Origin of the sequence: Streptomyces sp. NBC_01276 (genome assembly GCF_041435355.1) — a bacterium.
Lineage (GTDB): Bacteria > Actinomycetota > Actinomycetes > Streptomycetales > Streptomycetaceae > Streptomyces.
This window is the reverse complement of record NZ_CP108442.1, coordinates 6,590,128-6,612,815: the sequence shown is the minus strand read 5'-3', so window position 1 is coordinate 6,612,815 and position 22,688 is coordinate 6,590,128. Positions and strand designations below refer to the sequence as shown.

Sequence of the window (22,688 nt, the reverse complement as noted above, 5' to 3'; positions counted from 1 at the left end):
CGGGGCTTCGCCCGGCGCCGTTAGGCGCTGGGCAGGCCCCGCTCTTCGATTTCCGCGACGATGTTGTTGATCAGGGCCATGACCTCGGTCGGCAGGCCCTCGGGTCCCATCTGCCTGCCCTTCAGCCCGCGGATCTTGCCGGCCTGCACGTTCGCGAGCAGAGTCAGTCCCTCGGCGACCTGCCTTTTGACCACGTCGCGGCTTCGGAAGAAGAGGGCGCTGACGCCGAAGGCAGCCGACAGCCCCTCCAGCACCGGTGGGGACGCCTCGGTCACCTCGCCGTTCCGCAGGTCCGCGACACCGGCAGCGGAGATCACCTGGGCACCGACGTAGGCGTTCACCGCACGGGCGATCTCCGCATCCGAGGGTGGCACGCTGTCGTCGTCCGGGTTCTCCAGGAGATACCGCATCTTGTCGGCGAGGCTCGTGGGCATCTCGGGGTGGGGCTCGGGAACCTCCACTCCGAAGGACCGTTCCTGTGCTGCCATCAGCTGCTCGACGCTCACGTCATACGCCTTGGCCAACGGCTCGACGTAGACGCCCGAGAGCCGCCGCTTGGCCCGCTCCGCGTTAGCCACCGGCCCGGCAGACTTGGTACCCAGGAGCCCCGGGACCTCGTTCTGGAAGAACCCGGCATCGGCCCGCAGGTCTGCCAGAGTGGGCAGACCATCACGCGGGAACATGGCATCGAGCGGCTGCCCCAGCGCCCGGGCGAGAGCTGGAAGCCTCTCCGGATCCGGGTGGCTCGTGCCCTTCTCCCACGCGGTCACGCTGGTCGCGTGGACTCCCACGGCGGTAGCCACGGCCTCCTGCGTCAGCTCGGCGGAGCGACGGAGCGCGCGTACACGCTGTCCATCAAAGATACGTGCCGGCATGCCCCTCCTCCCTTCCGTCCCGTCCTAGGTTCACTGTATTCAGGAAACCTAGTTTTAGCCACTTGTGCGGTTCGCCGAACGCAGATAACTTCGACTCGACGAACGGTACCGGCCGCCGACCAGGCCGCCTAGCCCTCGTGACTGTCTTGTCACCCGAGGGATCGGCGCTGATCAGGATGCATGTCGTGACCTGTGAGGAGTTCTAGAGCGAAGTCTAGGTATTCCGGCAGGTTCTACGTATGTTCGTCGTCGCCCGCCGGTCACCAGGCCCGGCGGAGGACTCGGAGGGGGGCTGGGTGCGCAGCGGATGGACCTTACGGACTGGCTGAGCCAGGAAACAGCGACGGCGCCCGAGAGCGGGAACTCTCAGACGCCGGACGCTTCTGGCAGCACAACCGCCCACGAATGAGCGGACAGCCACCCAACATCGCCGAACCGGACCTTCTCACGGGCACACCGGTACGGCGGGTCACACCAGAGGAGAGTGTCGCATGGCGACCGCCCCGCGCAAAAGACCGGAGCATACGGCCGACCCCGCAACCCGCGATCAGGGGGGTGTCGCCTGATGGCCCGCATCCGCACGATCAAGCCGGAGATGTTCTGGTCGGAGGACCTCGCTGCGTGCGACGTCACCGCGATGGTGACCTTCCAGGGACTGCTCACGCAGGCCGATGACAGCGGGCGGTTCCTTGCACACCCGGCGATCATCGCCGGACAGGTGTGGCCGCTGCGTATCGAGCACACCCCCGCCCATGTGGCCAGGGACCTCGACCAGCTGGCCGCCGTCGGCATCATCTGCCGATACACCGGGTGCGACGACAAGGACTACTTGCACGTCGTGAAGTGGGACAAGCACCAGAAGATCGACCGACCCTCCGCGTCGCGCATGCCTCGGTGCCCCGCGCACCAGGCCGAGCGCCCGTGCAGCGAGTGCGGTAGCGCGGCCTGCCCCGCCTCCCCCGCCAAGGCGTCGGCGCCGACCACGGCAGCCGGGCTTGCCGGCAGCGCCTCGCAGGATTCGACGAATACTCGTCGAGTACTCGATCAGCCGGTTTCGCCCGATTCTGCGCCTGCGGCGCAGCCGGACCCCGCACCCGTCGGCTTCGGTACCGCCCCGCGATCCGCTCCGAAGGCCCCCCAGGAACCACTTTCCGACCTGCCGGGAGAAACCGCAGGTCAGAAGGCACTCGATGAGGGCTCGACACGAATACGCGAGGGCTCGTCGTCTGGATCTAGGATCTTGGATCCTGGATCAGTACCTACGGGGCGCCAGGCGCCAGCGTCTGGCGGCGTCTCGGAGAAGGTGTCCGCGAAGGACCTGGTGGCCGAGTACGTGAAGGGCTGCAGGCAGAAGCCGCCGAGCGACACGCGCGGGCTGCTGGGCCGGAAGATCAAGATGCTCCTCGACGAGGACTTCGCGCCCAGCGACATCCGCGCCGCCATGGACCTGCTGCGGAACAAGGGCCTGCATCCGAGCGTCCTGCCCAGCCTGGTGAACCAGGTCGTCAACGCCTCACCTCAGCACGCGGGCTCGACGCCGTCCTCCGCCTCCGGCGCGGGGCCATGGGCCAGCACTGGATCCGCCTACACGCCCTACTTCAACCCGGCGCCCGCGCCCACCACGTTCGGAGGAAGCCTGTGACCCGCGCCCGTCTCGCCGACCCGCAGCCCGCCGTCTCCGACCGCCTGCAAGCCCGCCTCGCCGCCCGCCTCGCCGCCCGCGGCATCAACCCGGCCGCCCCGGTCCTCGCGGACACTCCGGAGCCAATCCCGGCCCTGGAGGCAGCCCAGCGGCGCATCCCGTACGACTACCGGGACGCGTTCGCCGACCACCCGGCGGTCATGACCTGGGTGCGGACCATCGCCGACGCGGCTACCGCGCCGCACACCGATGACCACAACCCCCACTGGGGCAGTGGCGGGCGCCGGGTGATCGCCCGCGGACCCTCGCTCCTGCTGTGGGGCAACACCGGAGCAGGCAAGACCCGCCAGGCGTACGGGGCGATCCGCTCGCTCACCGCCGCCGGGTGCGCGGTCCGCTGGCACGCCATCAAGGCCGTCGACCTCTTCGGACAGATGCGCCAGCGCACCGGGGTAGACGTCGAGTGGCTGCTGCGCGATATCGCCCGGGTGCCGCTGCTGCTCCTGGACGACCTCGGCGCCGGCAAGTCCAGCGAGTGGAACGAGGAGATCACCTTCCGGCTGCTCGCCTGGCGCGGTGAGCACCACCTCCCGACGCTGGTCACCACCAATCTGGCACCGATCCGCACCGAGCACATGGACTCACGCCAGCCGGTGCTGCGCGACAAGGTGGGCGACCGGATCCTCTCCCGACTGTCCGGGATGTGCACCCCGGTCGAGTTCGACGGCCCGGACCGCCGCTTCCAGCGCGCCTGACCGGCCCCTTCTCCTCCCTCTCCCCTTCGGTGCGGCCCCGTAGCCGCTCCCCCTGCCCTGCCTCGCCGCCGAGCCGCACCCACACCGCTTCGCCGCTGGTGTGCCGCGCTGCCCGCCCGCCGGCCCATGAGGCGTACCCGGAGAACATCCCCATGCGCTACATCACCACCAACACCCCTCCCACCGACCTCCACGGGGTCGCCGATATCAGCTGGCACGCCCGAGCCGCCTGCAACGGAGTCGACCCCGCCACCGCGGACGAGTTGTTCTTCCACACACCCAACGACGACTACGCCATCGCGGAGGCGAAGGAGATCTGCAGCTGGTGCCCGGTCCGCCGCGAATGCTTCAACTACGCCCTGGACAACGAGATCAAGGAGGGCGTCTGGGGTGGCCTGACCGAGGCTGAGCGGGGGACCTGGCATGACCAGGTGGAGAACCGACTGGACTACAGCCGGGTGAAGGCGGTAATCGAAGGTCGGGACGTCCAGCTGAGCCGACTCGAACGCAAGACCCTCACCCGCTACGCGAGCGCCCAGGGCTGGAGCCCGAACCGCCTGGCTCACACCCTCCAGATCGGGGTCGAGTGGGCCCGTGACCTGCTCCGGGTGGAGGCCCGCGCCATCGAGAACCGCGACAACCACAACCTCGCCTCGGACCCGAATCCGGTCGAGACCGCCCGGCAGGCCGCCCTGGCCGGACAGCAGCCCCCGCCCTCCGGCCAGGCCCACGACGGTGACGGTCCCGAGCGCGACCGGAGCGTTCCCCGTAAGGACAGGCGGGGCAAGGTCGTAGCGCGAAAGTCGAGGCCGGTGGCTCGTCACGTGCAGACACAGGCTCTGATCAACAACCTCCGGGAAGCCGTATGACCACCCCCGGCACGGGCCCCAGGCCCACGAGGAGCACCGAGTCCGCGGAGCGGTTCACCCTCGCCGCCGCCGGCGCCGTCATCGCGGCCCTGACCGCCGCCGCGTTCTGGCTGTCCTACGCACACCTGGCCGAGGTCGCCGGGCAGCACGGCCTGGCCAAGTCGCCCGAGCGGCAGTGGGCCTGGCCAGGCACCTTGGACGCCTTCATCGTCATCGGAGAACTGCTGATGCTGCGAGCGGGACTGCGGAAGGTCACCGACTGGTGGGCCGTGTCCCTCACCGCCATCGGATCGATCGGCTCCATCGCACTCAACGTCGCCGGCGTCAGCGGGACCGGCCCCGACCCGGTCCCCGTGCTGGACTACGTCGTCGCCGCCGTCCCGCCCACCGCAGCCTTGTTGGCCTTCGGGGTGCTGATGCGCCAGATTCACCAGCACGTCGCCACAGCCGACGACCGGGCTCCACTCCCCACGGAGACCGTCCCCGAAGGCGCCATGACCTTCCGGACGACCATTGGGGACCAGCCTTCCGCGCAGTCAGGGGATGGCAACGGGACGGCGGTCCCCGCCGGTGGGCACCATCGTGCGGAGGAACGTTCTGGTGGGGACCGGACGGGCACGGTCCCCGAGCAGAGGAACGGTCCCCACACGGTCCCCGACCCGCCGGTCCCCACCGGCCTCGATACGGCGGAGGCATCGGGGACCGTCTCCAGCCTGGGGACCGGGGACCGCCACAACGGGGACCGGCCACACACGGTCCCCTCGCAGAACGCCGGTCCCCACGCGGTCCCCGTCCCACAAGGGGACCGTCCCAAGGGGACCGACGGTCCCGGACATGGGGACGGTCCCGGCGGGACCGGCGGTCCCCAGCATGGGGACCGTGGCGGGACCGGCGCCCCGGCGGGGACCGGCAACGAGCCCCGCGCGGTCCCCAACATCAAGGCCACCAGCGGGGACCGGATGGGCCACACGCCCGCAACGGTGCGGAACAACGGCGTCAGCAGGGACCGTCCCCGACACGACCGCACGTCCTCGGTCCCGGGGACCGGGGACCGCCAGGGGACGGTCCCCGGGACCGAGACGGACGGTCCCCGTCCCCACCTCACGCCGGATGGGGACCAGGAAGACGCCGGGGACCGTGATGGGGACCGGGGTAACGCCGACCCTGAGGACCCGCCGGCGAAGCCGCGCCGGGGACCGGTCCCCAAAGCGAAGCGGGGGACGGGGAACCGCGTAACCGAGCGGTCCCGCAAGGGACCGGGACCGCGATCCCGGTCCCGCCTCACCGAGGACGAGATCGTCGACCGGCTGCGTCCCCACGTGCGGAGCGCACTCGAACGGGACGGCAACGAGTCGGTCACCCGCGTGCAGCTGCGGGCGATCATGCGGGCCCAGCAGATCCCCATCCGCAACGACCGCCTCACCCCAGTCCTCGCCCGACTGCGCGACGACAACACCAAGACGAGGAGCCCCCGATGAAGACGTGCCCCCGCTTCACCCGCATCCGTGCCGACTTCGAGCGGGACATCCACTACCTCGGCAACCACGCTGCCCGCCACCCGGGCACCGCTCCGGCGAAGACCAGCGCCCGAACCGCCCTCGGCACCAAGCAGCGCATGGCCGAAGCCCTCACACGGCACTACGCGCACTGCCCCGAATGCGGATAACCAACCCATAACGGTAGACGGATCGCCGTCTGAGGCGCTCCACAGGGTGGCCTGGACTTCTGCCGGGCCACCCTGCCGTCCGGGCAGCAAACTCCCGAACGCCCCTGCCGCACCCCCGACCGAACCAGCTCCACGAGGACCCGGACCCGATGACAAACCCGTCGAACAGCGCAACCACTGACACAGATCAGCCGGACCACAACTCGCTCTCGTGGCGAGCAAGTTGGGACGGAAGCGTAGCTTCCGTCAAACCCGCCCCCGAGGGGGCGGGAGCGGACCTGCACCAGGGGGCGCAGGTCCGTCGGGCTTCGACCGGGGGCGGATCGAAGCCAGGGCAGGAGGAGAAGCCGTCCGAGCGTCGTAGCCGCCGCGACCGCGCCGACCGAGCCCGACAGCGCCCGCGACAGCCGCGTGAGAAGAAGCGCCTGCACCAGCCCAATACCCGCTTCAACGAAGAAGAGTTCGCGCTCATCAAGTCCGCCGCCGCACAGTGTCGCCTGTCCGTCGCCGGTTTCCTCGCCCGCGCCGCTCTTGCCGCCGCCCGTGACCTCGACCGAACCAGCGCCGAGATAGCCGACGAGCGCGAAGTGATCACCGCCCTATTCGAGAGCCGGCGCAGGCTCGGCTGGGCCGGCAGCAACCTGAACCAGGTCTCCAAGGCCTTGAACTCCGGTGCTGACGTCCCGCAGCTCGACACGGCGCTCTCCGCCGTCCAGCGGGCCGCCGAGACCGTGCACGAAGCCGCCACCCACCTGATCGCGCAGCGCACGTCGTGATCCCCAGCGTCAACGACCCCGGATCGCGAACCATGGGCCTCCTCGCCTACCTGTACGGGCCGGGCAAGCACGAGGAGCACGCCGACCCGCACCTCGTCGCGTCCTTCGACGGCATGTCCCCCGACCCCGGCCGGGATCCGAAGACCACCTTGAAGGACCTCCAGCAGCTCCTCGACCAGCCCGTCGATGCCCTCCCGGAGCACGCCCGACCCGCCAAGCACGTGTGGCACACCTCCGTGCGCGCCACTGCGGGCGACCGGATCCTGTCCGACGAGGAGTGGGGCGAGATCGCCCGACGGGTCGTGGCCGCCACCGGCATCGACCCCGGCGGCGGCGAGCCCGCCTGCCGCTGGGCCGCCGTACGGCACGCGGACGACCACATCCACATCATCGCCACCCTCGTATGCGAGGACGGCAGCCGCCCCGACGACTTCCGCTCCGGCAAGCGGGCCCAGGCCGAGTGCCGCCTCATCGAGAAGGAACTCGGCCTGCACCAGGTCGCGCCCGGGGACGGCACCGCCGCCCAGCGCCCCACCAGCGCCGAACGCCACAAGGCCGAGCGCCAGGGCCGCGAGCGCACCGCCCGGGAAGAACTGCGCGAGACCGTGCGCCGTGCGGTCGCCGGCACCCAGGGCGAGGGGGAGTTCTTCGACCGCCTGGCCGCCGCCGGCCTGCTCGTCCACAAGCGAATCGCACCATCCGGTGATCTCCTCGGGTACAAGGTCGCGCTGCCCGATGACCGCAACAAGGACGGTGATCCGGTGTTCTATCCCGGTGCGCGGCTCGCCCCGGACCTGTCTCTGCCCCGCATCCGCGAGCGCTGGGCGGCCACCGTGGCGGCCGGGCAGGACGGCGAGGGCGTCACCGCGGATGCTCCGCTGCGCTCGGTGCCCGGGCCTGCTTCCGCGCGGCGGGCCGCAACGACCGCCGCGTGGCAGGCGGTGCTGGTTCTCGACGACGGCGACGACGGCGTGATCTCCGCCCACATCGCGGCGGCGGGCGAGGTCCTGGACGCGCTCGCCAAGACCTCCGCCGCGCACACCCGCAAGCAACTGGGCGAGGCGGCCTCCGCGTTCGAGCGGGCGTCACGCTCCCACGTCCGGGCCGCACGGGGGCACGACCGCGCCCTGCGCCAGGCCGCCCGTGACCTCGTCCACGGCGGGCCGGCACTCGGCCGTGGGGAGGACGGGGCGAGCACCGCGATGCTGATCGACATGGCGTTCTTCCTCGTCACCGCCGCCGCGGCATGGCACGGCAGGAAGGAACACGCCCAGCAGGCCGCTGCTGCCCTCCAGGCCGCCGAACACCTGCGCGCCGCCTACCAGGCCGCATCCGGCCACCCCATGGCCGTACTGCACCAGCGGGGCCGCCTCCTGCCCCCCGCGCTCCAGCGGCGGCATGCCACCGTCCTGCGCGAAGCGGTGCCGGAGCTTGCCGAACAGGTCCTGGCCGAGGCCGGGTGGCCTGCGCTCGCTGCCACGCTCGCCGACGCCGAAGCGGCCGGCCACGATCCGGCCGACCTCCTCGTGCAGGCCACTGGGCGAAGGGAGTTGGACACCGCCTCTTCGGTCAGCGATGTCCTCGTGTGGCGGCTGCGCCGTCTGGCCGGGCTCCCCGCCGACGCGTCCGCGATGCCCCTCCACGGCAATACCACCGAACGGCCGTCGCGTTCGCACACGAATGGCCCCGCAGACACCCGCCAGGACAGCCGTAACCGGGCCCGTGGACATTGAGAGATTTCAGAGTGGAACGACGACAGGGGCATGGTGCACGATCTATGGTGCCCGGCAGGACAAGGACGAGGGGGGACCTCATGTTCGGACGCAATCGCGAACGACGAGAACGGCTCGAAGCCCAGCAGCGGTGGGAAGCGTGGAGTGCGGCACACGTCGAACCACCGCTGGAACCGGACCACCAGGCGCCGGGATCCGTGCCGGTCGTGGACGACTTCCTGCCGCCCGACCTGCGCCTGCCGACGCGCGAGGAGCTGGCCGGGATGCTGATGGCCCATGACAGTCCGCTCGTCCTCGACGGCGAGGTCCGCGCCTGCAGCGAGTGCGGCGCGTACCGGAAGTGGATCGTCGCGAGCACCAACGACGGGGTGTGGCTGCGCTGCCCGGCCGGCCACCAGCAGGTCGAGCCTCGGCTGGATGCGGCCTGGTTCAACACGATCAGCGGGCCCATCACCGCACAGCACGCCTCGTACGAGGAATGCCTGCGCTTCCTCGGCCACTAACCACAACCCCTGCCACCCACAACGCCGGAGGAGAGCCCCGTGGGGGCCCGGCCGTCAGACCCGATCGACCACCCCAGGGGTTCACATGCGCATGCGCACCATCGCCACCGGCTTGACCGTCGCCGCTTCCTTCGCCATATCCGGGTGCTCCGGCACCACCGCCGCAGGTTCCACCTCGCCCTTCGGGGAGCTGTCGGGGCAGCCCAAGGCCGGCCCCTCGGCGTCCAGCACTCCCCTGTCCTCTTCCGTGCTCGCCGGACGGCTCCTCGCCGAGGCCGATCTCGGCCAGGACTACACCCGCAAGCCCGAGAAGGCCGCCCGTCACGACGACGTGACGGTGATCGGCTGCCCGGCGCTGGAACAGCTCGGCGGTGACGCCGCCGCCGGCGGGAGCCTGGACTTCCCGAACAACGCGAAGGCCACCTTCCTCTACAGCGGCGACACCGGCTCCGAAATCTCCGAGGAGCTCTACAGCGATACCGCACCGAAGCTGACCGACGGTACGAAGCGGATCTTCAACGCGATGACCGGCTGCGCCGTCTACCAGGTGGTAGTCGGCAGCAAGCCCATCAAGATCACCACCCAGAAGCTCGCCGCCCCAGCCCTGGGCGACCAGGCATGGAGCCAGCTGCTGACCTTCACCGCCGGCGGACAGGACAGCATCGTCAAGCAGACCGCCGTCCGCACCGGAGCCGTCCTGCTGATCGTCTCGGGATCACCGGCCCTGGTCGACTCCCACGTGGAGAAGGCCCTCGCCAAGGCCCACCCCGCAAGCTGACCGCACCGCGTGCCCGGCCCCGCCACTCCACCAGGAGCGGCGGAGCCCCTGCATATCATCCCTCCCGCCCAACGGTTCAGCCCCTCTCGGTCCAACTCCGATCCGGCCTCCACCACGCGCGAGGCCGGACGTCAGCGCGCCTCACACTGACGCCGGTGAGCACCGGGGCAGGATGGTGGCCCCGCAGGCCTCGGTGCCCCCGGGGGAAGGAGGACGGATGATCACCACGGACGTCCAGCACTGCGGCAGCTCCGTCCTGGTCAGTGCCAGCGGGCAGCTCGACGAGGACGCGGGGGCGGTGCTCCAGCAGGCGCTGGACGGCGTCGGCGTCGACACGCGGGACCTCATGGTCGATCTGCACGGCGTGGTATCCATGGACTCCGCCGGCCTGCTCCATCTCCTGGACATGCACCGGCGCGCGGAGTGCCTGGGCCTGCGCGTCCTGGCCGTCGGCTGGCAGCCCCAGCCCCAGCAGCTCATGGCAGACGTCGCCGGCATCCGAGGGCCGGGTTCTGCCACCGTGGAGCGGTACGCGCTGCCGGGCTTCCGCCAGCTTATGGAGCAACGCGCACAGCGCGCTCGGCACTTCGCGGACTTCGATATCGAAACGCCGATCGTCTCCACCGCACCAGGTGAGTGAAGGTCCGCGAATCCGGCAATCCCAGACCTGCGCCCCCTCTAACGAACGGCGCAGTACCGCGCCCGGCGCCGGGGGCATCATCGCTGCCTGCCGACCGCGGGTTCTGCACCGCTGCGAGCTCATGACGGAATGGTCACGCGCCGCCACATCGGCCGAGCAGCCTCGTTGGAAGCAGACATGGAGCAGAAAACCGTTTCACCCCCAGACTGGACCGGTTTCCCCCCGCTGGAGTGGGCGCCCCGGAAGGTCTCCGATACGCCGGTCTACGACGCACTGGAGCGGCAGTGGCTCGCCGAAGGCCGTGAAGTGCCCCGCCGTCCGAGCCTGCCGCCCGGTGGCCTGCACCGGATGGACACCGGCGTCCTGTTCCACCACGCCTGACACCCAACCTCAGCAGCGCGGTGGGACAGGGACGACCACGACGGTCACGAGAAGAAGCAGCACTCGACGTGCCGTCAGTTGTCCTCGGCAAGGATGAGATCAGCTGCGTGGTGCGGGCAGGCAGAGGTGTGCCAGGTCACCGAGAGGAACGCCCCGTCAGCACTGAGAGTCCGCGCTCCACCAGTGGCCGCAGTGGCCCGGCAAGAACCGCAGAAGACGACCTTCAACGGGAACAGGTCCGCCGAAGGGCGGCATCGTGTCGTCGGTTCCATCGTCTGCTCCTGCGGTGCCGGCACGGGCAATCTCTCACCACGGTTCAACGCGCACACTTACCCATCGAATAGTCCCAGCAGCCGCGGGCACGCAGGGCGAAACCAAGGAAAGCCCCGGCAATCGCCAGCCCGCACCCGCGCATCAGCGCGTACCGCAGGAGCCACCAGGGGGTAAGTCGCAGGCCAGCCGGTGTGAGAACCGCGAGATGCGGGCACGGCTGGTGCCCCCGCAGAGCGGCCACCCGCACGGCCCGCTGCCGCGCGCCGGCTCTCGGCATTCGTACGAGGGTGGGAGACATGCTCCCGCGCCTGGTCGTAGAGCCTCCGGACGAGAACAACCTTCGACGCGTGCGCTGGAAGGGCGCCCCCATCGGCGTCGCCCACCGGGTTTCCGACATCACGGTATTCCTCACCGCTGCCGGGATGCTGGACGCCGAGGACCTCGACCTGACGGACCCCGAACTCGTCGAATGGCGCGGCGGCGGACCAGAGACCTGGGCCGAGTCACCACTCTGACGACACAGGCAACGGGCACCAGCGCGTCGGCTGGGCCGGCTCCAGTCTGGGCGCCTTTGGCATGCGGCGCGGTACCGCGACCGGCATCAGGGGGCGTCATCGCTGCCGGCCCGCGGGTCCCGGACCGCTGCGAGCTCATGAGAAGCGGTCACGCGTCGCCACATCTGCTGAACAGCTGCGGGCTCGCTCGCGTTGCATCCCGAAGCTCCCGTCCCCATCCCGGCCCCTGCTCGACTGTACGGATACGGGAGGGACATACGAGATCCCTCAAAACGGGTGAACACCACGGCCGCAAGCCCACATCGCCTGACCTGCTGGGGGCCACGAAGGCCGCGAGCGGCCAGCGCTGGGAGGGGCAGTGCGCGGGGGTACGCGCCAGGCCCGGTTCCCTTCTCCTGACGGAGTGGGAACCGGGCCTGGCGGGCTGACGACGCCTCCTGGAAGTGGACTACCCCGTACTCAGGGTGGCCCAGACCTGCTCTGTCGATCTCCCCAGGCGCCGCGGCACGTTACGCCTCGCGTTGCGGGGCGGGCAGTGCGGTCGCATTGCCGTCGGCGAAGGGGCGCTGGATGCCGAGGAGCCGGTCGCGGTGGACGCGGGCATCGGTGACGGGCTTCACCGCAGCACGGTTGCGGCGGAGGGCGGTGAAGCGGATCTCGACTGAACGGGCTCTTGCGGGTCAGTGCCACTAGGAGGGCGAAGACGATCCGGAGCCGTTCCACAAGATGATCAGGAGAACGACGATGATTGCCAACGGAACGGCGACGAGCAGGGCGCACCCGATGGCACCGGGCAGGTTCTCCCTGCGCTCGCGCTGATCGAGCAGCTTGGCCTCAGGGGTGTCGTTCCGCCAGTCCGGCTGGAGCTCCGCGGTGCCGTCGGCGATCGCCCTGGCCACCCGGGCGACGTCCGCGGGGTGGTACGTGCACCACCTTTTCGGGCCATAAGTGGAATACCCTACATGGAGTTCGCTGCGGACTCCGTTGGCATTCGCGCTGGCGTCCAGACAGTGCGCCCGGATGGTCGGCCAGGCTCGGGCCAGCTGCCTCTCGGACAACCAGGCGACGTGCTCCGGTTCGGCTGCTGCCACGGGCGCACCTACTCTCGGCTCGCAAGCAGTCTCTCCCCGCTCCGGCCGGATAGGCAACACCCTTTCACTTAACCGGCTTGGCTCCTCGTGCTGCCAAGATGGACTGGACGTCTAAAAAGTGGCCGCCAGCGGGTCATCGGACGCGAGAGCTTCGTGGGCGGGCGAAGAGGGCGGTGCCTTGGGGCGCCATGGCCTGGTCCGAAGGTGAGGTGTCCGGCACCGTGAGGCGTCCACAGCATGCTGTCGTCGCTGTGGCACGCCTCGGCCGCGGGCAGGGCAAGTTCGCCCGCTCGTCGGCGCAGTGCTTCCAGGGTCTGGGTGAGGTGGGCGCAGTTGGCACAGGGCCGCTTGCTGGTGGCGCGGCGATAGTCGAGGGTCTTGCCGCAGTAGCCGAGGAGGTGGCCGGGGATCGGGCCGTGGGCGGCTGCGCTCCTTCCCGCGCCGGCTGCGGGCAGCGCCTCAAGCTCGCCGGAGTGGGGCGGGGTCATCAGCACCAGGAGAGCCCGCGTACAGGTCTGGCAGGTCTGGTGGGCTGTGCGGTCGTCGATCGGAGCGAGGTCGCGCGAGTGCGTGGCGCACGCCGTCAAGGGCTCGTCGTTCCCGAGCATCACGCCGTAGTGGGCGACGCCGTTGGTGCGACCGATGGAGAGTCGGATCAAGGGGTAGGGCAAAGAACCTCCTGGCGGCCAGAGGAGTGGACATGCCGAAGGGCTGCCGCCAGTCTGGAGAAGGACGTACGGCAGCCCAGTTCGGTACAGGCCGGCGGTTGGTCAGCCGGGGAGGCTGAAGGTAAGACGTCCTGCGGCAAGTTCCGGCAGGACCCGGCGCCGCACCGGGTCAGGTGAGGCGATCGAGGCGGCAAAGCTCGCGACCAGGTCGTGAGGGGTGCTGGCGCTGAAGGTCGCACACCACAGGTAGGGGGCGCCGAGGACCGGCTCGGCCCACGCCTGCCAGCCCGTAAGGTCCGGGCGCGGGTCCCCGTCCTGGATCCCCGCCGGCAGCGGGCCCCAGGTGAAGCCCGCGGACATCCCCACGTCCCAGGCGGTGGTCTCCGGGTGGTCGAAGTCGCGGGGCCAGCCCAGTACCGTCAACGCCGACATGACGGCCTCGGGGCCGCAGTAGTTGACGGCGGGATCCGTACGGGCCTCGACGGCAAGGAGAAAGTCCGCGACAGCCTCGTGCGGGGTACCGGGGGTGAAGTACGCGTTCCACTCGGCCAGAGCGCTGTCGCGGTCGGGGCGGGCGGAGATCTGCCAGGCCACGGGCAGCCCGCCCAGCAGGAAGGCGTTGTCGGTACGGATCCACTCAGCGCCGCACAAGCCGCTCGGGCTCAGGAAGAGCAGCGTGCTCCGCGCGGTCGTCCAGCTCGCCCAGCCCGCCTCGGCAAGCGTGTCGCAGATCCGGTCAGCGAGGACACCGTCATCGCCGGCGAGGTGGCGGGGAGTGACCCAGTAGGACGGGCCGGGGTCAGGGGTGGACGGGTAGCGGGAAGAGCGGGGGTTCAGGGGCGCCTCCAAAGGCAGTACGGAACGGGGGAACGCGTTACAGGTTGCCGGTGGCGCTTCGGCGTCGGCGGGGCGGGGCTTCGACCGGCTCGTGCCAGGCCAGGTCAACGGCTACAGACTTGGGCAGAGGGCCGAGCTGCTCGCCGCGTTCGGCGAGATAGACGACGGTCCGCCCCTGTGCGTCCACGGTACTGACAATGGAGCCCGCCGTGTGCTCCATCGGGAAGAGTGGGTTGATGGCCAGCCGGAAGATGGCATCGCGGTCGAAGGCGGAGAGTCGGTCGATGATCTCGCCGATGGTGTATTCCGGGTCCAAGGTGGTCTCCTTAATCGTCATCAGGTCGCGTGCGCGGGGTTCGTGCCACGGCACACGGGGAAGTTCAGCGGGAGCGTACGGGTGCGGAGGTGGCGATGACCTCCGCCACCACTGCGGCTACGACCTGGGCGGGGGTCTCGGTGTCGAAGGTGACGCGATAGCCGGGGGCGGTGGCCGTGCCTGTGACGGCGAGCACCCAGCCGTCGCCGTCGGTGCCGGGACGTCCGGTGGGGAACCAGCCGAGGTAGAAGCGCCCGTCACAGGAGTTAATGTGCATATCGGCTCGGTCGTCCACGACGAGCTTGAAGTCCTCGTCGGTGAACTGGTCGATCACCATGGCCGGCTGTCCGGGGCCGAGTCGCCAGGTATGTAGTCGCAAGGCCTCGATGGTCGTGGAGAATCCGGGTTGCGCTGTGTCCACGGTCAAGGGCAGACACCTCTCTGACCTGGGGTTTCTTGGGGAAGGTGTCTACGTTGACATCCGTTGCGGCGTTGCACCAGTCCTTTGGGATTCTTTCCTGTCTGCCCCGGGCGAACTGTCCTATGGCAGCGATGTTGGACCGCTTGCCACCGAAGTTGGACCTTTGCCAGTGGCAGCTGTAGGGAACGGCAGGGACAGACGATCACGCCAACGCCCCGCAGGCAGCTGAGGGCTGCTGCCTGCGGGGCGTCGAAAGCGGACGGCTCAGATCGGGCGGATGTTCTCCGCCTGCGGGCCCTTCTGGCCCTGCGTAACATCGAACTCGACCTTCTGGCCCTCCTGCAGCTCGCGGAAGCCCTGGGCGGCGATGTTCGAGTAGTGGGCGAAGACGTCAGCGCCGCCACCGTCCTGCTCGATGAAACCGAAGCCCTTCTCGGCGTTGAACCACTTCACGATGCCAGTAGCCATGCTGTTCTCCTCGACGTGCGCAGTGCTGGCGCCCGCACTACGCGACCGCCGCGTCCGGCCAGCCTCACCCGGGCGCAGTCCCCCAACAGCGAGAAGCCCGTAACCGCGAACACGGCCGGGCAGCGGCTCGGAACCACAACTGCTCCTGGCGACCACGCTATCGCCCCAAGAGTCCTGCCAGGCAGAGGACACGGGCCTGCTACACGTTCGGGAGCAGAGGGCCGCCAGGGCGGTCGGCACAATAGCCGTCCCGATCACCGGACCCTACAGCCGTCACCCGTCGTTAACGGCCAATCCAACTTCGATGACAATCAGTTCAAGTCCGCTGTCACAGGACACGAACTGACCATTGCCGGCGGCGTGCTCTGTAGGGGCGGCTGAATCAGCTTCAGGACCTGGGCTTGCGGTGGCGTCCAGTACCCGGGGCCAGGGGGTTACGTCCCATGACGGGGCCGGTCGCCTCAGCCTGGTCGGCGGGCCTGTTTTCAGGCGGCGGGTTGAGCACGCGGCGGGCCGCTGCGTAGTTTTCCACGGGCATGACCGGCTGCCAGGCGAAACCGTCCCACTCCAAGATCATGCGCGGAGCATCGGGGTCGACGTGGGCGGCGCCCTGCGGGCCGGTGCCCAGGGTGATGGCCTTCAGTTCGCCTGGCTTGCGCAGACGCCCTTGCCGGCGGGCGGCCCAGCGTTCGAGGGGTTCTTCGGTCATGGTCGTACCTCCGTGAGGGGCAGCACCCTACCGAAGTCGGACGGCACGCCGCCCCCTTCTCCCAGGACGGGAGGAGGGGGCGGTCGTGTGTACGGCTCTTGGCTACGGCTTGTAGAGGAAGGCCTGACCGAGGAGAAACGTCCGGTAGCTCGTGGTGGTGGGCGCCGACGGCTCGTACGGCTCTTCCCGCCTGATCGCTGTGGATTCAACCCTGCCCAGTCGGTCCAGCGAGTCCTCGTACCAGCGTGACTCAAGTCGCGCGTACTCGTGGACGGTCGGAGGGCGACGGTCGAAGCGGGGGTCGATGCCGCCGAGGGGCACCTCGGGCTCAGCGCCGTCAGGAACCGGCACGGCAAGGTGCTCCAACCCGACCCGCGGGTTCAGAGCACGTTCCGCCCGCCTCACCGCTCCTTCGGTGAAGCCGCCGGCCGCGTAGAGGATGCCTCGCTCTGCGCCCAGATCAAGCAACTTGCCGATGAACTCATCGACCGTTCCGATCGAGACGCGACGTCCGTAGCACTTGGCTTCGAAGACCACGTGGAGTGTCTGGCCGGCGATCGAGCCCACTGCCAGCGCGTCGATCTGGCGGGCAACGCCGCTCAGCTCGCCGGTCCGCAACTCGTTGTGTGTGATGGAAGCATTGGCGTCCAGGGCCCGAACGAGCGCGGCCACCCGCATCTCATACGCCAGCCAAAAGGCGGCATCAGCGGGCTTCCTCGTCTTGTTTCGCCCGTTTGGAGCAGTCGTCATCGCAGAACTCTACCGGGCCCGGCCGCAGCCGCCGGAAGATCGTCCGCAGGGGCAGCGTCTGCCTCCTGCGGCACTGTCGCACGAGCGAAGGCAGCTCACGGACATATGGCCTGCCGAAGGTGTACACCGTGTTGCGATCCTGACTGCGCGAGTCCCACCGACGCACCGCCACCGGCCGCGTAGCCTCGAGCAGGGCCTCCATGCCGGCTTGTCGGTGATCGGACTGTTCGGCTTCCGGGCGATCACTGCGGTCCGGTACGTAACGTCCGGCACAACCCCCAGCGTCTTCTTCGCTCTGCGCTTGAGGGCTCGCTTCGGAGCCTCGGCTCCTGGCCCTCGCGGTAGTCGCGGGCGGCCTGTTCGAGCGCCACCCGCGTCGGCCCGGCTCGGCAGGGAGGCGGCGGAGTGGGTGGACTGGAGCAATCCTCGCATCCCTGTGCGGCGGGGACTTCACGCCGCACAGTGCCGTCGCTCTGGAGGCGATTGGCAGACGGATCATCATCGCCGGACCTGACCATGCACTCTGGTTTCCCCACCTCCACGGGCGTGGGCCGGATCACCACGGCGGGCGTGATCACAGTCTGGCCGCTACCCGAGGCCCGGGAACTCACAGCTCTTGTCTACGACCCGCGCCACCACGGATTTGTGGTCGCCGACGCCAAGGCCGCTGTGCTGCGCTGGTTTCCGACGCCCGCCTGACGGGCGAGACCAGGGCCTGGCTGGCGGATGGCCGCAGGTGTTGCCCCCTGATCTCCACCGGATCAGACTGAAAGCATCGGAGCAGAGCCAAGACCCCACGCAGATGCCAGGCGGCATGCGTGTCTGGCGTCCCCGACCGCATGGTGATGCGGAGGAGCAATGTCTGACGTCGAATTTGAGTTCGGCTTGGCTTGGACGAAGCGCCAGGATGCCTTCGATGTCAACCTTCGCTACATGGACGCCACGTCCGCCGACTGGCCACGACATTCGAGTACGCCGCTCACGATAGATCTGGCCGAACTGGGCCGGCACCTGGGCGACGCCGATGCTTACGGTCAGGCTCTGACCGGAATGGTGTTCGGGCAATCTGCCGAGACAGCGAATTTCTTCGAAAATGCGGTTTCCGCCGCGCGCGACAGCACGGTGCATTTCCGAATCCATCTCGACGGGCCCGCGAAATATCATTCCGTACGGTGGGAGCTGCTGCGCACACCCGACGACATCCCCATCGCCAAGAGCGGCAACATTCTTCTGTCGAGATACCTTACCGACGCCGACTGGAATCCGCTGCCCCCGCGGACCGAGCATGATACGCGGGCCCTCATCGTGATTGCCTCCCCGAACGATTTGCACAAATACGCTCCCGGACCCCAGGGAAAACCACTCGCCCCGATCAAGGTCGAGGAAGAAATGGAACACGCCTGGATCGCACTCCAGCCCTATCGGTGCCAGACGCTCGCCGGGTCGGGCCGACGGCCGACCCTGGACGAGATCATGCGGCGCATAGACGACTTCCAAGGGGCTTTCGACATCCTGTACCTCGTCTGTCACGGGGCGATGGTCCACGATCGCCCCGTATTGTTCCTGGAGTCGCCGGACGGTACCGCCGATCCGGTAGACGCGCTCCAACTCGCCGACCGGATCCGCGGGCTCGAACGAAAGCCTACGCTGGCTGTTTTGATCTCCTGTCAGTCCGCGGGGTCCGACAACGGGTTCCAGGACGACGACGGCGAGCTGCGCAGTGACGACGACGGCGCGCTCGCGGCGCTCGGCCCGAGGCTGGCGGGTGCGGGTGTCGGCGCCGTTGTGGCCATGCAGGGCAACATCACCAAGGCCTCCGCCAACATCTTCACCCCCACGTTCTTCAAACGGTTCGCGGAGGATCTGAGCGTGGACCGGGCGATGGCAACCGCGCGGAACGCGATCCAGGACCGACCCGACTGGTGGGTTCCCGTACTGTTCTCCCGGCTACGCTCCGGCCAGACATATCACCGGCTGACGCCTACTGGTGGTCTGACGAAGACGTGGAACGCTTTGGAGACAATGGCTCGCAGTGGCCGATTCACTCCCGTCCTCGGACCCGGGCTGGCTGACGGAATCCTGGGGTCACGGCAGGAGATTGCCCGCAGGTGGGTGCGACGTTGGCAGATGCCGATCGCCCCGCACGGTCGGGGGAATCTCGCCCAAGTCGCCCAGTACCTCCGCGTTTCCTACTCGGAAAACATGGTGAGCGCCTACCTAGAGGACTACTTGAAGACGGAGTTTCGGGAGAGGAAGGCGAACGCCGAGGGCGACGACCCATTTGCCTCTATATCGCCGTCGACAATCGAAGAGGATCCTGCGGGTACGATTGTCGAGGTGGGACGCCAGCTCCGCGGCAGGAACTGCGACGATCCTTACCGTGTTCTTGCTTCGCTGCCGGTCAAGTTGTATGTGACCACGGGGTGGACCGATCTCCTCCAAGCCGCACTGCTAGAAGGGGAACCTGGTAAGTCTCCGGTGACCATGTGCTTCCCGTGGACCCCCCGCGCGCAATGGGACAGAGTCGACATCTCCGATCTGCCGTCGGTGGAGAAGCCGTGGGTCTATCACCTCTTCGGACGCCTCGACAACCCGGCGTCACTCGTCCTGACCGAGGATGACTATTTCGCTTGGCTCACCGCATGGGTAGACAAGCGCCCCGAACTGCCCGCGCTCGTTAAGGGCCACATGACCGGTGCCTCGCTGATGTTCCTGGGATACCAGCTGGACGACTGGGATTTCCGCGTGGTCTTCCAGAGCATCAAGAACTTCCTCGGCTACCCCGGCGTGAGCGGTTCGGACAACGTTGCGGTCCAGCTCCGGCCCGGAAACGAAGTGATCGAGCCGGAAGCCGCGCAGAAGTATCTGCAGTCGTACTTCCGACCGGACAACGTAAAGATCTTCTGGGGCACCCCTCAGACCTTCCTGACCGAGCTGAGCCGGCGGCTGGAGGTCGTCCGATGAGAGATGAGACCATGCTGGCCACCTGGATGACCGGTTCGAGCAACAATCCGTATATCGGGCCGCGAGCCTTCCAGCTGGGCGAGCACCTGCCGAACCGCGAGCTCGAAGCCAATGAAATCGCGAATCTCGTCATCGCGGAACGCGTGGTGCTCCTCCACGCGCCGTCCGGGGCCGGGAAGACCTCGCTCATCCAGTCAGCGGTCATAGGGATCCTCGCCGAGAACGGCTTCCGTCCCCTGGGGCCGGCCCGGGTGGACAAACAGCCGCCGCCAGGGCTGAAGGTCCGCAACCGCTATGTATACAGTCTCGCACTGTACCTACTCGGCCAGCGATCCACCGATCCACAATTGTTCGAGTCCTGCACGCTGCGGCAGATCCTCGATCGCGCCATGGCTGAGGCCGAGCCTCCATTCGGACCACAACAGGAGCCGGTCCTGCTCATCGACCAATTCGAGGAGGCCCTCACCCTCGACCCGACAGACTGGGAGCAAAAGACGGAATTCTTCGAGGAATTGGGCAGCGAGTTGAGCGAGTTCGCCCATTCCTGCGAGTCGTATTCCCCCGATCAGGCGGCAGAGCGCCAAGCTCCGGACGGGGCCGCTCAGCGCGCCCGGCCGCACAGGCTCTGGCTGCTCCTCGCGATGCGCGAGGACTACATGGGAGGTCTGGAGCGCTACCGCAAGTTCCTCCCTGGCCAACTGCGCGCGCGGTACCGTCTCGATTTCCTTACCCATCAGGAGGCGCGCCTGGCGATCCAGCGTCCGGCTGAGGAGCGGGGAGTGCGGTTCTCGGACGCCGGCGCACAAGCGCTGATCGGGCGGCTGGCCCAGACCAAGGTCAGTAGTCCTGACCACCGCAGCGAATGGCAGCCGACTCCCTACGTAGAGCCTGTCCAACTGCAGGTCGTCTGCCACCGGCTGTGGCGTGAGGCCAAGGCAGCGCGTCACGACGCCTTCGACACCATCAGCCTCGACGACGTGAAGGCGGCCGATATCGACGACGCGCTCAGCCGGTTCTACGGAGATTTCGTAGCCGAGGCCGCGTCGACAACGGGCGTACCCGAGCAGACGATCCGCGACTGGTTCGAGAACCATCTGATCACCACACAAGGCTTCCGCAGCCAGACCGTGACAAGACCAGCTCCAGGGGAGGAGGGCGTACAACTCCTGAAGTTGCTGGAAGACGCGCACCTCATCCGGGCCGACACCCGCGCCCAGAACACCTGGTACGAGCTGGAACACGACCGGCTCATCACAGCTGTACGGAAGAGCAACGACGAGTGGCGCTGGGCCCACCTCTCCCCGTGGCAGGTCACCGCGCACGACTGGCAGCGCAGCGGTCGTCCCAAGGCACTCCTGGCCCAGGCGCGCGAGCTTCCCCGCCTTGCCCTGGGCAAGGACGAGGACCTCACCTCGACGGAACGCGAATTCCGTGCAGCCTCCATGGAGGAGGCGCAGCGTGGCCGACTGATGTCGGCCGCCCGTGGCGCGGTGGGCATCCTCAGCGCGCTCGTCGTCCTGCTGATAGCGGTGATCCTGGTACTGGTTGGCCTGCTGCTCTACTAGTCGGAGGTGGCCATGCCTGACGCACACGACCTTTTCGGCGTGACCGGAGCCGACGAGCAGCAGGCCGTCTTCAACGGGGTCGACGCGGACACGGGTGAGTATCTCTTCGCCCCGGCGCCTCTGGCCTCCCTGGCCGGGCAGATCCGCGGCGCGGGTCAGCCGGAACGAGGCCACCTGCGGGAACTCAGGAACCGTCTCGAGCGGGACGAGCCGCACTTGGGTGTGATGTACGGCTGGGAGCCGGAGGATCTGGCGTCCGTGGGCTGGGCACTGGTCACCGCGGAGGAAACGGACCCTGAGGTCCTGGCCGCCCTCGAACCCCTGCGGCGTCTGCGGCAGCAACAGGCCGGCGATCTCTACCGGGAACTCACGGTGAAGGCCGGCGAGACCGACGAGGAGTTCCGGTCCCGGCACCACCTTGCGCCGGGACCGGTGGACCCGCGGTCCATGCCGTATTACCTGCTGCTCGTGGGGAGCCCGGAACAGATCCCGTTCTCCTTCCAGTACCAGCTCGACGTGAGCTATGCGGTGGGTCGGGTGCACTTCGACACCGCCACGGAGTACGCGTCCTACGCGGCCTCGGTGATCGCCGCCGAGAGCGGCTCGGACATCGGCGCGCCTACGCGTGAGGGGCCGCGGGTCCACCTTTTCGCCACGCGCAATCCCGGTGACAGACCAACGGCGCTCAGCGCGTCACGGCTGGTCACGCCTCTCGGGGCCGAGCTGGGCTCGCTTGCCGCCGGGGTCCGGCTCACAGAAGACATTGGTGAGGGGGCGACCAAGGTGCGCCTTCATGATCTGCTGTTCGGCGAGTCGGCCCCCGAAACACTCTTCACGGCGACCCATGGTCTGGGCCGTTCGGTCGAGGGTCGCCGGGAGATCCAGGGGGCGCTGCTCTGCCAGGACTGGCCGGGGCCCTTGACGCGGCCGGGCAAGATCTCTAGCGACCACTACCTCGCTGGTGCCGACGTACTCAAGGACAGCCCGGTCATTCCCCGGGCCGTGTTCTCCTTCTGCTGCTACGGGGCCGGGACACCCACTACGGAGGATTTCCCCAACCCCACCACCGATCACGAGCCCCCGCCTGCCACCGAGTCGCCCTTCGTGGCCCGCCTCCCGCAACGGCTGCTCGGTAACCCCGCCGGTGGCGCCCTGGCCTTCATAGGCCACGTCGAACGCGCTTGGGGCTGTTCCTTCCTCTGGGGCGATATGACCCCGCAGATCGCCGCGATGACCAGCACCCTGCTTGCCATCCTCGACGGCAAGCGGATCGGAAACGCAATGGAGTACCTGAACGCGCGGTATGCGGAGGTCTCCGCACAGCTCACCAGCAAGCTCAGCCTGATCGAACGCGCCGGATTGCGCGTTGAGGACCGGGACTTGGTCGGTCTCTGGACGGCGAACAACGACGCGCGGAACTACATCGTGATAGGGGACCCCGCTGTTCGCGGCGTTCTCCAGCCGTGAAGCACGTTCGGAGCGCCCTGGGACAC

24 protein-coding genes and 1 pseudogene are annotated in these 22,688 nt (G+C 68.6%); 16 read left to right on the top strand and 9 right to left on the bottom strand.

The genetic code is table 11. The features are described 5' to 3' along the window. Nucleotides 1-20: 20 nt before the first annotated feature. Nucleotides 21-875, bottom strand: coding sequence for a helix-turn-helix domain-containing protein (locus OG295_RS29900; RefSeq protein ID WP_371679717.1), 855 nt, complete (start codon nt 873-875; stop codon nt 21-23). A gap of 565 nt (nt 876-1,440) precedes the next feature. Here OG295_RS29900 and OG295_RS29895 point away from each other — a divergent pair. The 12 genes and pseudogenes from OG295_RS29895 (at nt 1,441) to OG295_RS29840 (ending at nt 11,406) form a co-directional block, all read left to right on the top strand. Next, nucleotides 1,441-2,517, top strand: coding sequence for a hypothetical protein (locus tag OG295_RS29895; RefSeq protein WP_267803812.1), 1,077 nt, complete (start codon nt 1,441-1,443; stop codon nt 2,515-2,517). Then, nucleotides 2,514-3,272: an ATP-binding protein gene (locus OG295_RS29890; protein WP_267803811.1), complete on the top strand. Its 759-nt coding sequence runs from the start codon at nt 2,514-2,516 to the stop codon at nt 3,270-3,272. Before OG295_RS29895 ends, OG295_RS29890 begins: the two co-directional genes overlap by 4 nt. 152 nt (nt 3,273-3,424) lie before the next feature. Then, the gene (locus tag OG295_RS29885) at nt 3,425-4,141 is read left to right on the top strand and encodes a WhiB family transcriptional regulator (RefSeq protein WP_371681349.1); all 717 of its coding nucleotides are present in this window, start codon (nt 3,425-3,427) and stop codon (nt 4,139-4,141) included. Next, nucleotides 4,138-4,582: pseudogene (locus OG295_RS29880) on the top strand (DUF2637 domain-containing protein); the annotation flags it as partial. The gene OG295_RS29885 and the pseudogene OG295_RS29880, both read left to right, overlap by 4 nt. A gap of 1,033 nt (nt 4,583-5,615) precedes the next feature. Continuing rightward, nucleotides 5,616-5,807, top strand: coding sequence for a hypothetical protein (locus OG295_RS29875; protein WP_266445732.1), 192 nt, complete (start codon nt 5,616-5,618; stop codon nt 5,805-5,807). A 149-nt stretch (nt 5,808-5,956) separates the two neighbouring features. Beyond that, nucleotides 5,957-6,583 carry a hypothetical protein gene (locus OG295_RS29870; RefSeq protein WP_371679716.1) on the top strand — a complete coding sequence of 209 codons (627 nt, stop codon included), beginning with the start codon at nt 5,957-5,959 and terminating at the stop codon, nt 6,581-6,583. Continuing rightward, nucleotides 6,580-8,316 carry a relaxase/mobilization nuclease domain-containing protein gene (locus OG295_RS29865; RefSeq protein ID WP_371679715.1) on the top strand — a complete coding sequence of 579 codons (1,737 nt, stop codon included), beginning with the start codon at nt 6,580-6,582 and terminating at the stop codon, nt 8,314-8,316. Before OG295_RS29870 ends, OG295_RS29865 begins: the two co-directional genes overlap by 4 nt. An 80-nt stretch (nt 8,317-8,396) precedes the next feature. Then, nucleotides 8,397-8,819: a hypothetical protein gene (locus OG295_RS29860; RefSeq protein WP_371679714.1), complete on the top strand. Its 423-nt coding sequence runs from the start codon at nt 8,397-8,399 to the stop codon at nt 8,817-8,819. 85 nt (nt 8,820-8,904) lie between these two features. Next, nucleotides 8,905-9,597 (top strand): hypothetical protein, encoded by a 693-nt coding sequence (locus OG295_RS29855; protein ID WP_371679712.1) that lies wholly within the window; start codon nt 8,905-8,907, stop codon nt 9,595-9,597. A 217-nt stretch (nt 9,598-9,814) separates the two neighbouring features. Continuing rightward, nucleotides 9,815-10,237, top strand: a complete 423-nt coding sequence (locus OG295_RS29850; protein WP_371679711.1) for an STAS domain-containing protein — start codon at nt 9,815-9,817, stop codon at nt 10,235-10,237. A 177-nt stretch (nt 10,238-10,414) separates the two neighbouring features. Beyond that, nucleotides 10,415-10,618, top strand: coding sequence for a hypothetical protein (locus tag OG295_RS29845; RefSeq protein WP_202198438.1), 204 nt, complete (start codon nt 10,415-10,417; stop codon nt 10,616-10,618). Nucleotides 10,619-11,187: 569 nt separating this feature from the next. Next, a complete protein-coding gene (locus tag OG295_RS29840; protein WP_371679710.1) occupies nt 11,188-11,406 on the top strand; it encodes a hypothetical protein in 219 nt (72 codons plus the stop codon). A gap of 689 nt (nt 11,407-12,095) precedes the next feature. Here the strand turns inward: OG295_RS29840 and OG295_RS29835 are convergent. From OG295_RS29835 to OG295_RS29800, 8 genes are all read right to left on the bottom strand, one after another. Then, on the bottom strand, nt 12,096-12,497 hold the full coding sequence (locus OG295_RS29835) for a hypothetical protein (RefSeq protein ID WP_371679709.1): 402 nt from the start codon (nt 12,495-12,497) through the stop codon (nt 12,096-12,098). Nucleotides 12,498-12,565: 68 nt separating this feature from the next. Continuing rightward, entirely contained in the window at nt 12,566-13,168 is a 603-nt protein-coding gene (locus OG295_RS29830; RefSeq protein WP_371679708.1) for a hypothetical protein, read from the bottom strand. 99 nt (nt 13,169-13,267) lie between these two features. Beyond that, entirely contained in the window at nt 13,268-14,014 is a 747-nt protein-coding gene (locus OG295_RS29825) for a DUF317 domain-containing protein (RefSeq protein ID WP_371679707.1), read from the bottom strand. A 25-nt stretch (nt 14,015-14,039) separates the two neighbouring features. After that, nucleotides 14,040-14,318, bottom strand: coding sequence for a hypothetical protein (locus OG295_RS29820; protein WP_371679706.1), 279 nt, complete (start codon nt 14,316-14,318; stop codon nt 14,040-14,042). 64 nt (nt 14,319-14,382) lie between these two features. After that, the gene (locus OG295_RS29815) at nt 14,383-14,745 is read right to left on the bottom strand and encodes a DUF317 domain-containing protein (RefSeq protein WP_371679704.1); all 363 of its coding nucleotides are present in this window, start codon (nt 14,743-14,745) and stop codon (nt 14,383-14,385) included. 258 nt (nt 14,746-15,003) lie between these two features. Next, complete coding sequence (locus OG295_RS29810; RefSeq protein WP_057233722.1) at nt 15,004-15,207, bottom strand: cold-shock protein; 204 nt, start codon at nt 15,205-15,207, stop codon at nt 15,004-15,006. A gap of 388 nt (nt 15,208-15,595) precedes the next feature. Next, nucleotides 15,596-15,916, bottom strand: a complete 321-nt coding sequence (locus OG295_RS29805) for a DUF6087 family protein (RefSeq protein WP_371679703.1) — start codon at nt 15,914-15,916, stop codon at nt 15,596-15,598. A gap of 102 nt (nt 15,917-16,018) precedes the next feature. Continuing rightward, nucleotides 16,019-16,666: a restriction endonuclease gene (locus tag OG295_RS29800; protein WP_371679702.1), complete on the bottom strand. Its 648-nt coding sequence runs from the start codon at nt 16,664-16,666 to the stop codon at nt 16,019-16,021. Nucleotides 16,667-17,182: 516 nt separating this feature from the next. Here OG295_RS29800 and OG295_RS29795 point away from each other — a divergent pair. The 4 genes from OG295_RS29795 to OG295_RS29780 all read left to right on the top strand — a co-directional run bounded on the left by OG295_RS29795 (nt 17,183) and on the right by OG295_RS29780 (nt 22,662). Continuing rightward, complete coding sequence (locus OG295_RS29795; protein ID WP_371679701.1) at nt 17,183-17,365, top strand: hypothetical protein; 183 nt, start codon at nt 17,183-17,185, stop codon at nt 17,363-17,365. Nucleotides 17,366-17,524: 159 nt separating this feature from the next. Further along, complete coding sequence (locus tag OG295_RS29790; RefSeq protein ID WP_371679700.1) at nt 17,525-19,630, top strand: CHAT domain-containing protein; 2,106 nt, start codon at nt 17,525-17,527, stop codon at nt 19,628-19,630. 11 nt (nt 19,631-19,641) lie between these two features. Further along, complete coding sequence (locus OG295_RS29785; RefSeq protein ID WP_371679699.1) at nt 19,642-21,195, top strand: hypothetical protein; 1,554 nt, start codon at nt 19,642-19,644, stop codon at nt 21,193-21,195. 12 nt (nt 21,196-21,207) lie between these two features. After that, a complete protein-coding gene (locus OG295_RS29780) occupies nt 21,208-22,662 on the top strand; it encodes a hypothetical protein (RefSeq protein ID WP_371679698.1) in 1,455 nt (484 codons plus the stop codon). Nucleotides 22,663-22,688: the final 26 nt, after the last annotated feature.

What these genes read in the sequence shown, in the direction of transcription:
- OG295_RS29900 (WP_371679717.1), bottom strand. Translation starts at nt 875, where the DNA reads ATGCCGGCACGTATCTTTGATGGACAGCGTGTACGCGCGCTCCGTCGC.
- OG295_RS29895 (WP_267803812.1), top strand. Translation starts at nt 1,441, where the DNA reads ATGGCCCGCATCCGCACGATCAAGCCGGAGATGTTCTGGTCGGAGGAC.
- OG295_RS29885 (WP_371681349.1), top strand. Translation starts at nt 3,425, where the DNA reads ATGCGCTACATCACCACCAACACCCCTCCCACCGACCTCCACGGGGTC.
- OG295_RS29875 (WP_266445732.1), top strand. Translation starts at nt 5,616, where the DNA reads ATGAAGACGTGCCCCCGCTTCACCCGCATCCGTGCCGACTTCGAGCGG.
- OG295_RS29870 (WP_371679716.1), top strand. Translation starts at nt 5,957, where the DNA reads ATGACAAACCCGTCGAACAGCGCAACCACTGACACAGATCAGCCGGAC.
- OG295_RS29860 (WP_371679714.1), top strand. Translation starts at nt 8,397, where the DNA reads ATGTTCGGACGCAATCGCGAACGACGAGAACGGCTCGAAGCCCAGCAG.
- OG295_RS29855 (WP_371679712.1), top strand. Translation starts at nt 8,905, where the DNA reads ATGCGCATGCGCACCATCGCCACCGGCTTGACCGTCGCCGCTTCCTTC.
- OG295_RS29850 (WP_371679711.1), top strand. Translation starts at nt 9,815, where the DNA reads ATGATCACCACGGACGTCCAGCACTGCGGCAGCTCCGTCCTGGTCAGT.
- OG295_RS29845 (WP_202198438.1), top strand. Translation starts at nt 10,415, where the DNA reads ATGGAGCAGAAAACCGTTTCACCCCCAGACTGGACCGGTTTCCCCCCG.
- OG295_RS29840 (WP_371679710.1), top strand. Translation starts at nt 11,188, where the DNA reads ATGCTCCCGCGCCTGGTCGTAGAGCCTCCGGACGAGAACAACCTTCGA.
- OG295_RS29810 (WP_057233722.1), bottom strand. Translation starts at nt 15,207, where the DNA reads ATGGCTACTGGCATCGTGAAGTGGTTCAACGCCGAGAAGGGCTTCGGT.
- OG295_RS29805 (WP_371679703.1), bottom strand. Translation starts at nt 15,916, where the DNA reads ATGACCGAAGAACCCCTCGAACGCTGGGCCGCCCGCCGGCAAGGGCGT.
- OG295_RS29800 (WP_371679702.1), bottom strand. Translation starts at nt 16,666, where the DNA reads ATGACGACTGCTCCAAACGGGCGAAACAAGACGAGGAAGCCCGCTGAT.
- OG295_RS29795 (WP_371679701.1), top strand. Translation starts at nt 17,183, where the DNA reads ATGCACTCTGGTTTCCCCACCTCCACGGGCGTGGGCCGGATCACCACG.
- OG295_RS29790 (WP_371679700.1), top strand. Translation starts at nt 17,525, where the DNA reads ATGTCTGACGTCGAATTTGAGTTCGGCTTGGCTTGGACGAAGCGCCAG.
- OG295_RS29785 (WP_371679699.1), top strand. Translation starts at nt 19,642, where the DNA reads ATGCTGGCCACCTGGATGACCGGTTCGAGCAACAATCCGTATATCGGG.
- OG295_RS29780 (WP_371679698.1), top strand. Translation starts at nt 21,208, where the DNA reads ATGCCTGACGCACACGACCTTTTCGGCGTGACCGGAGCCGACGAGCAG.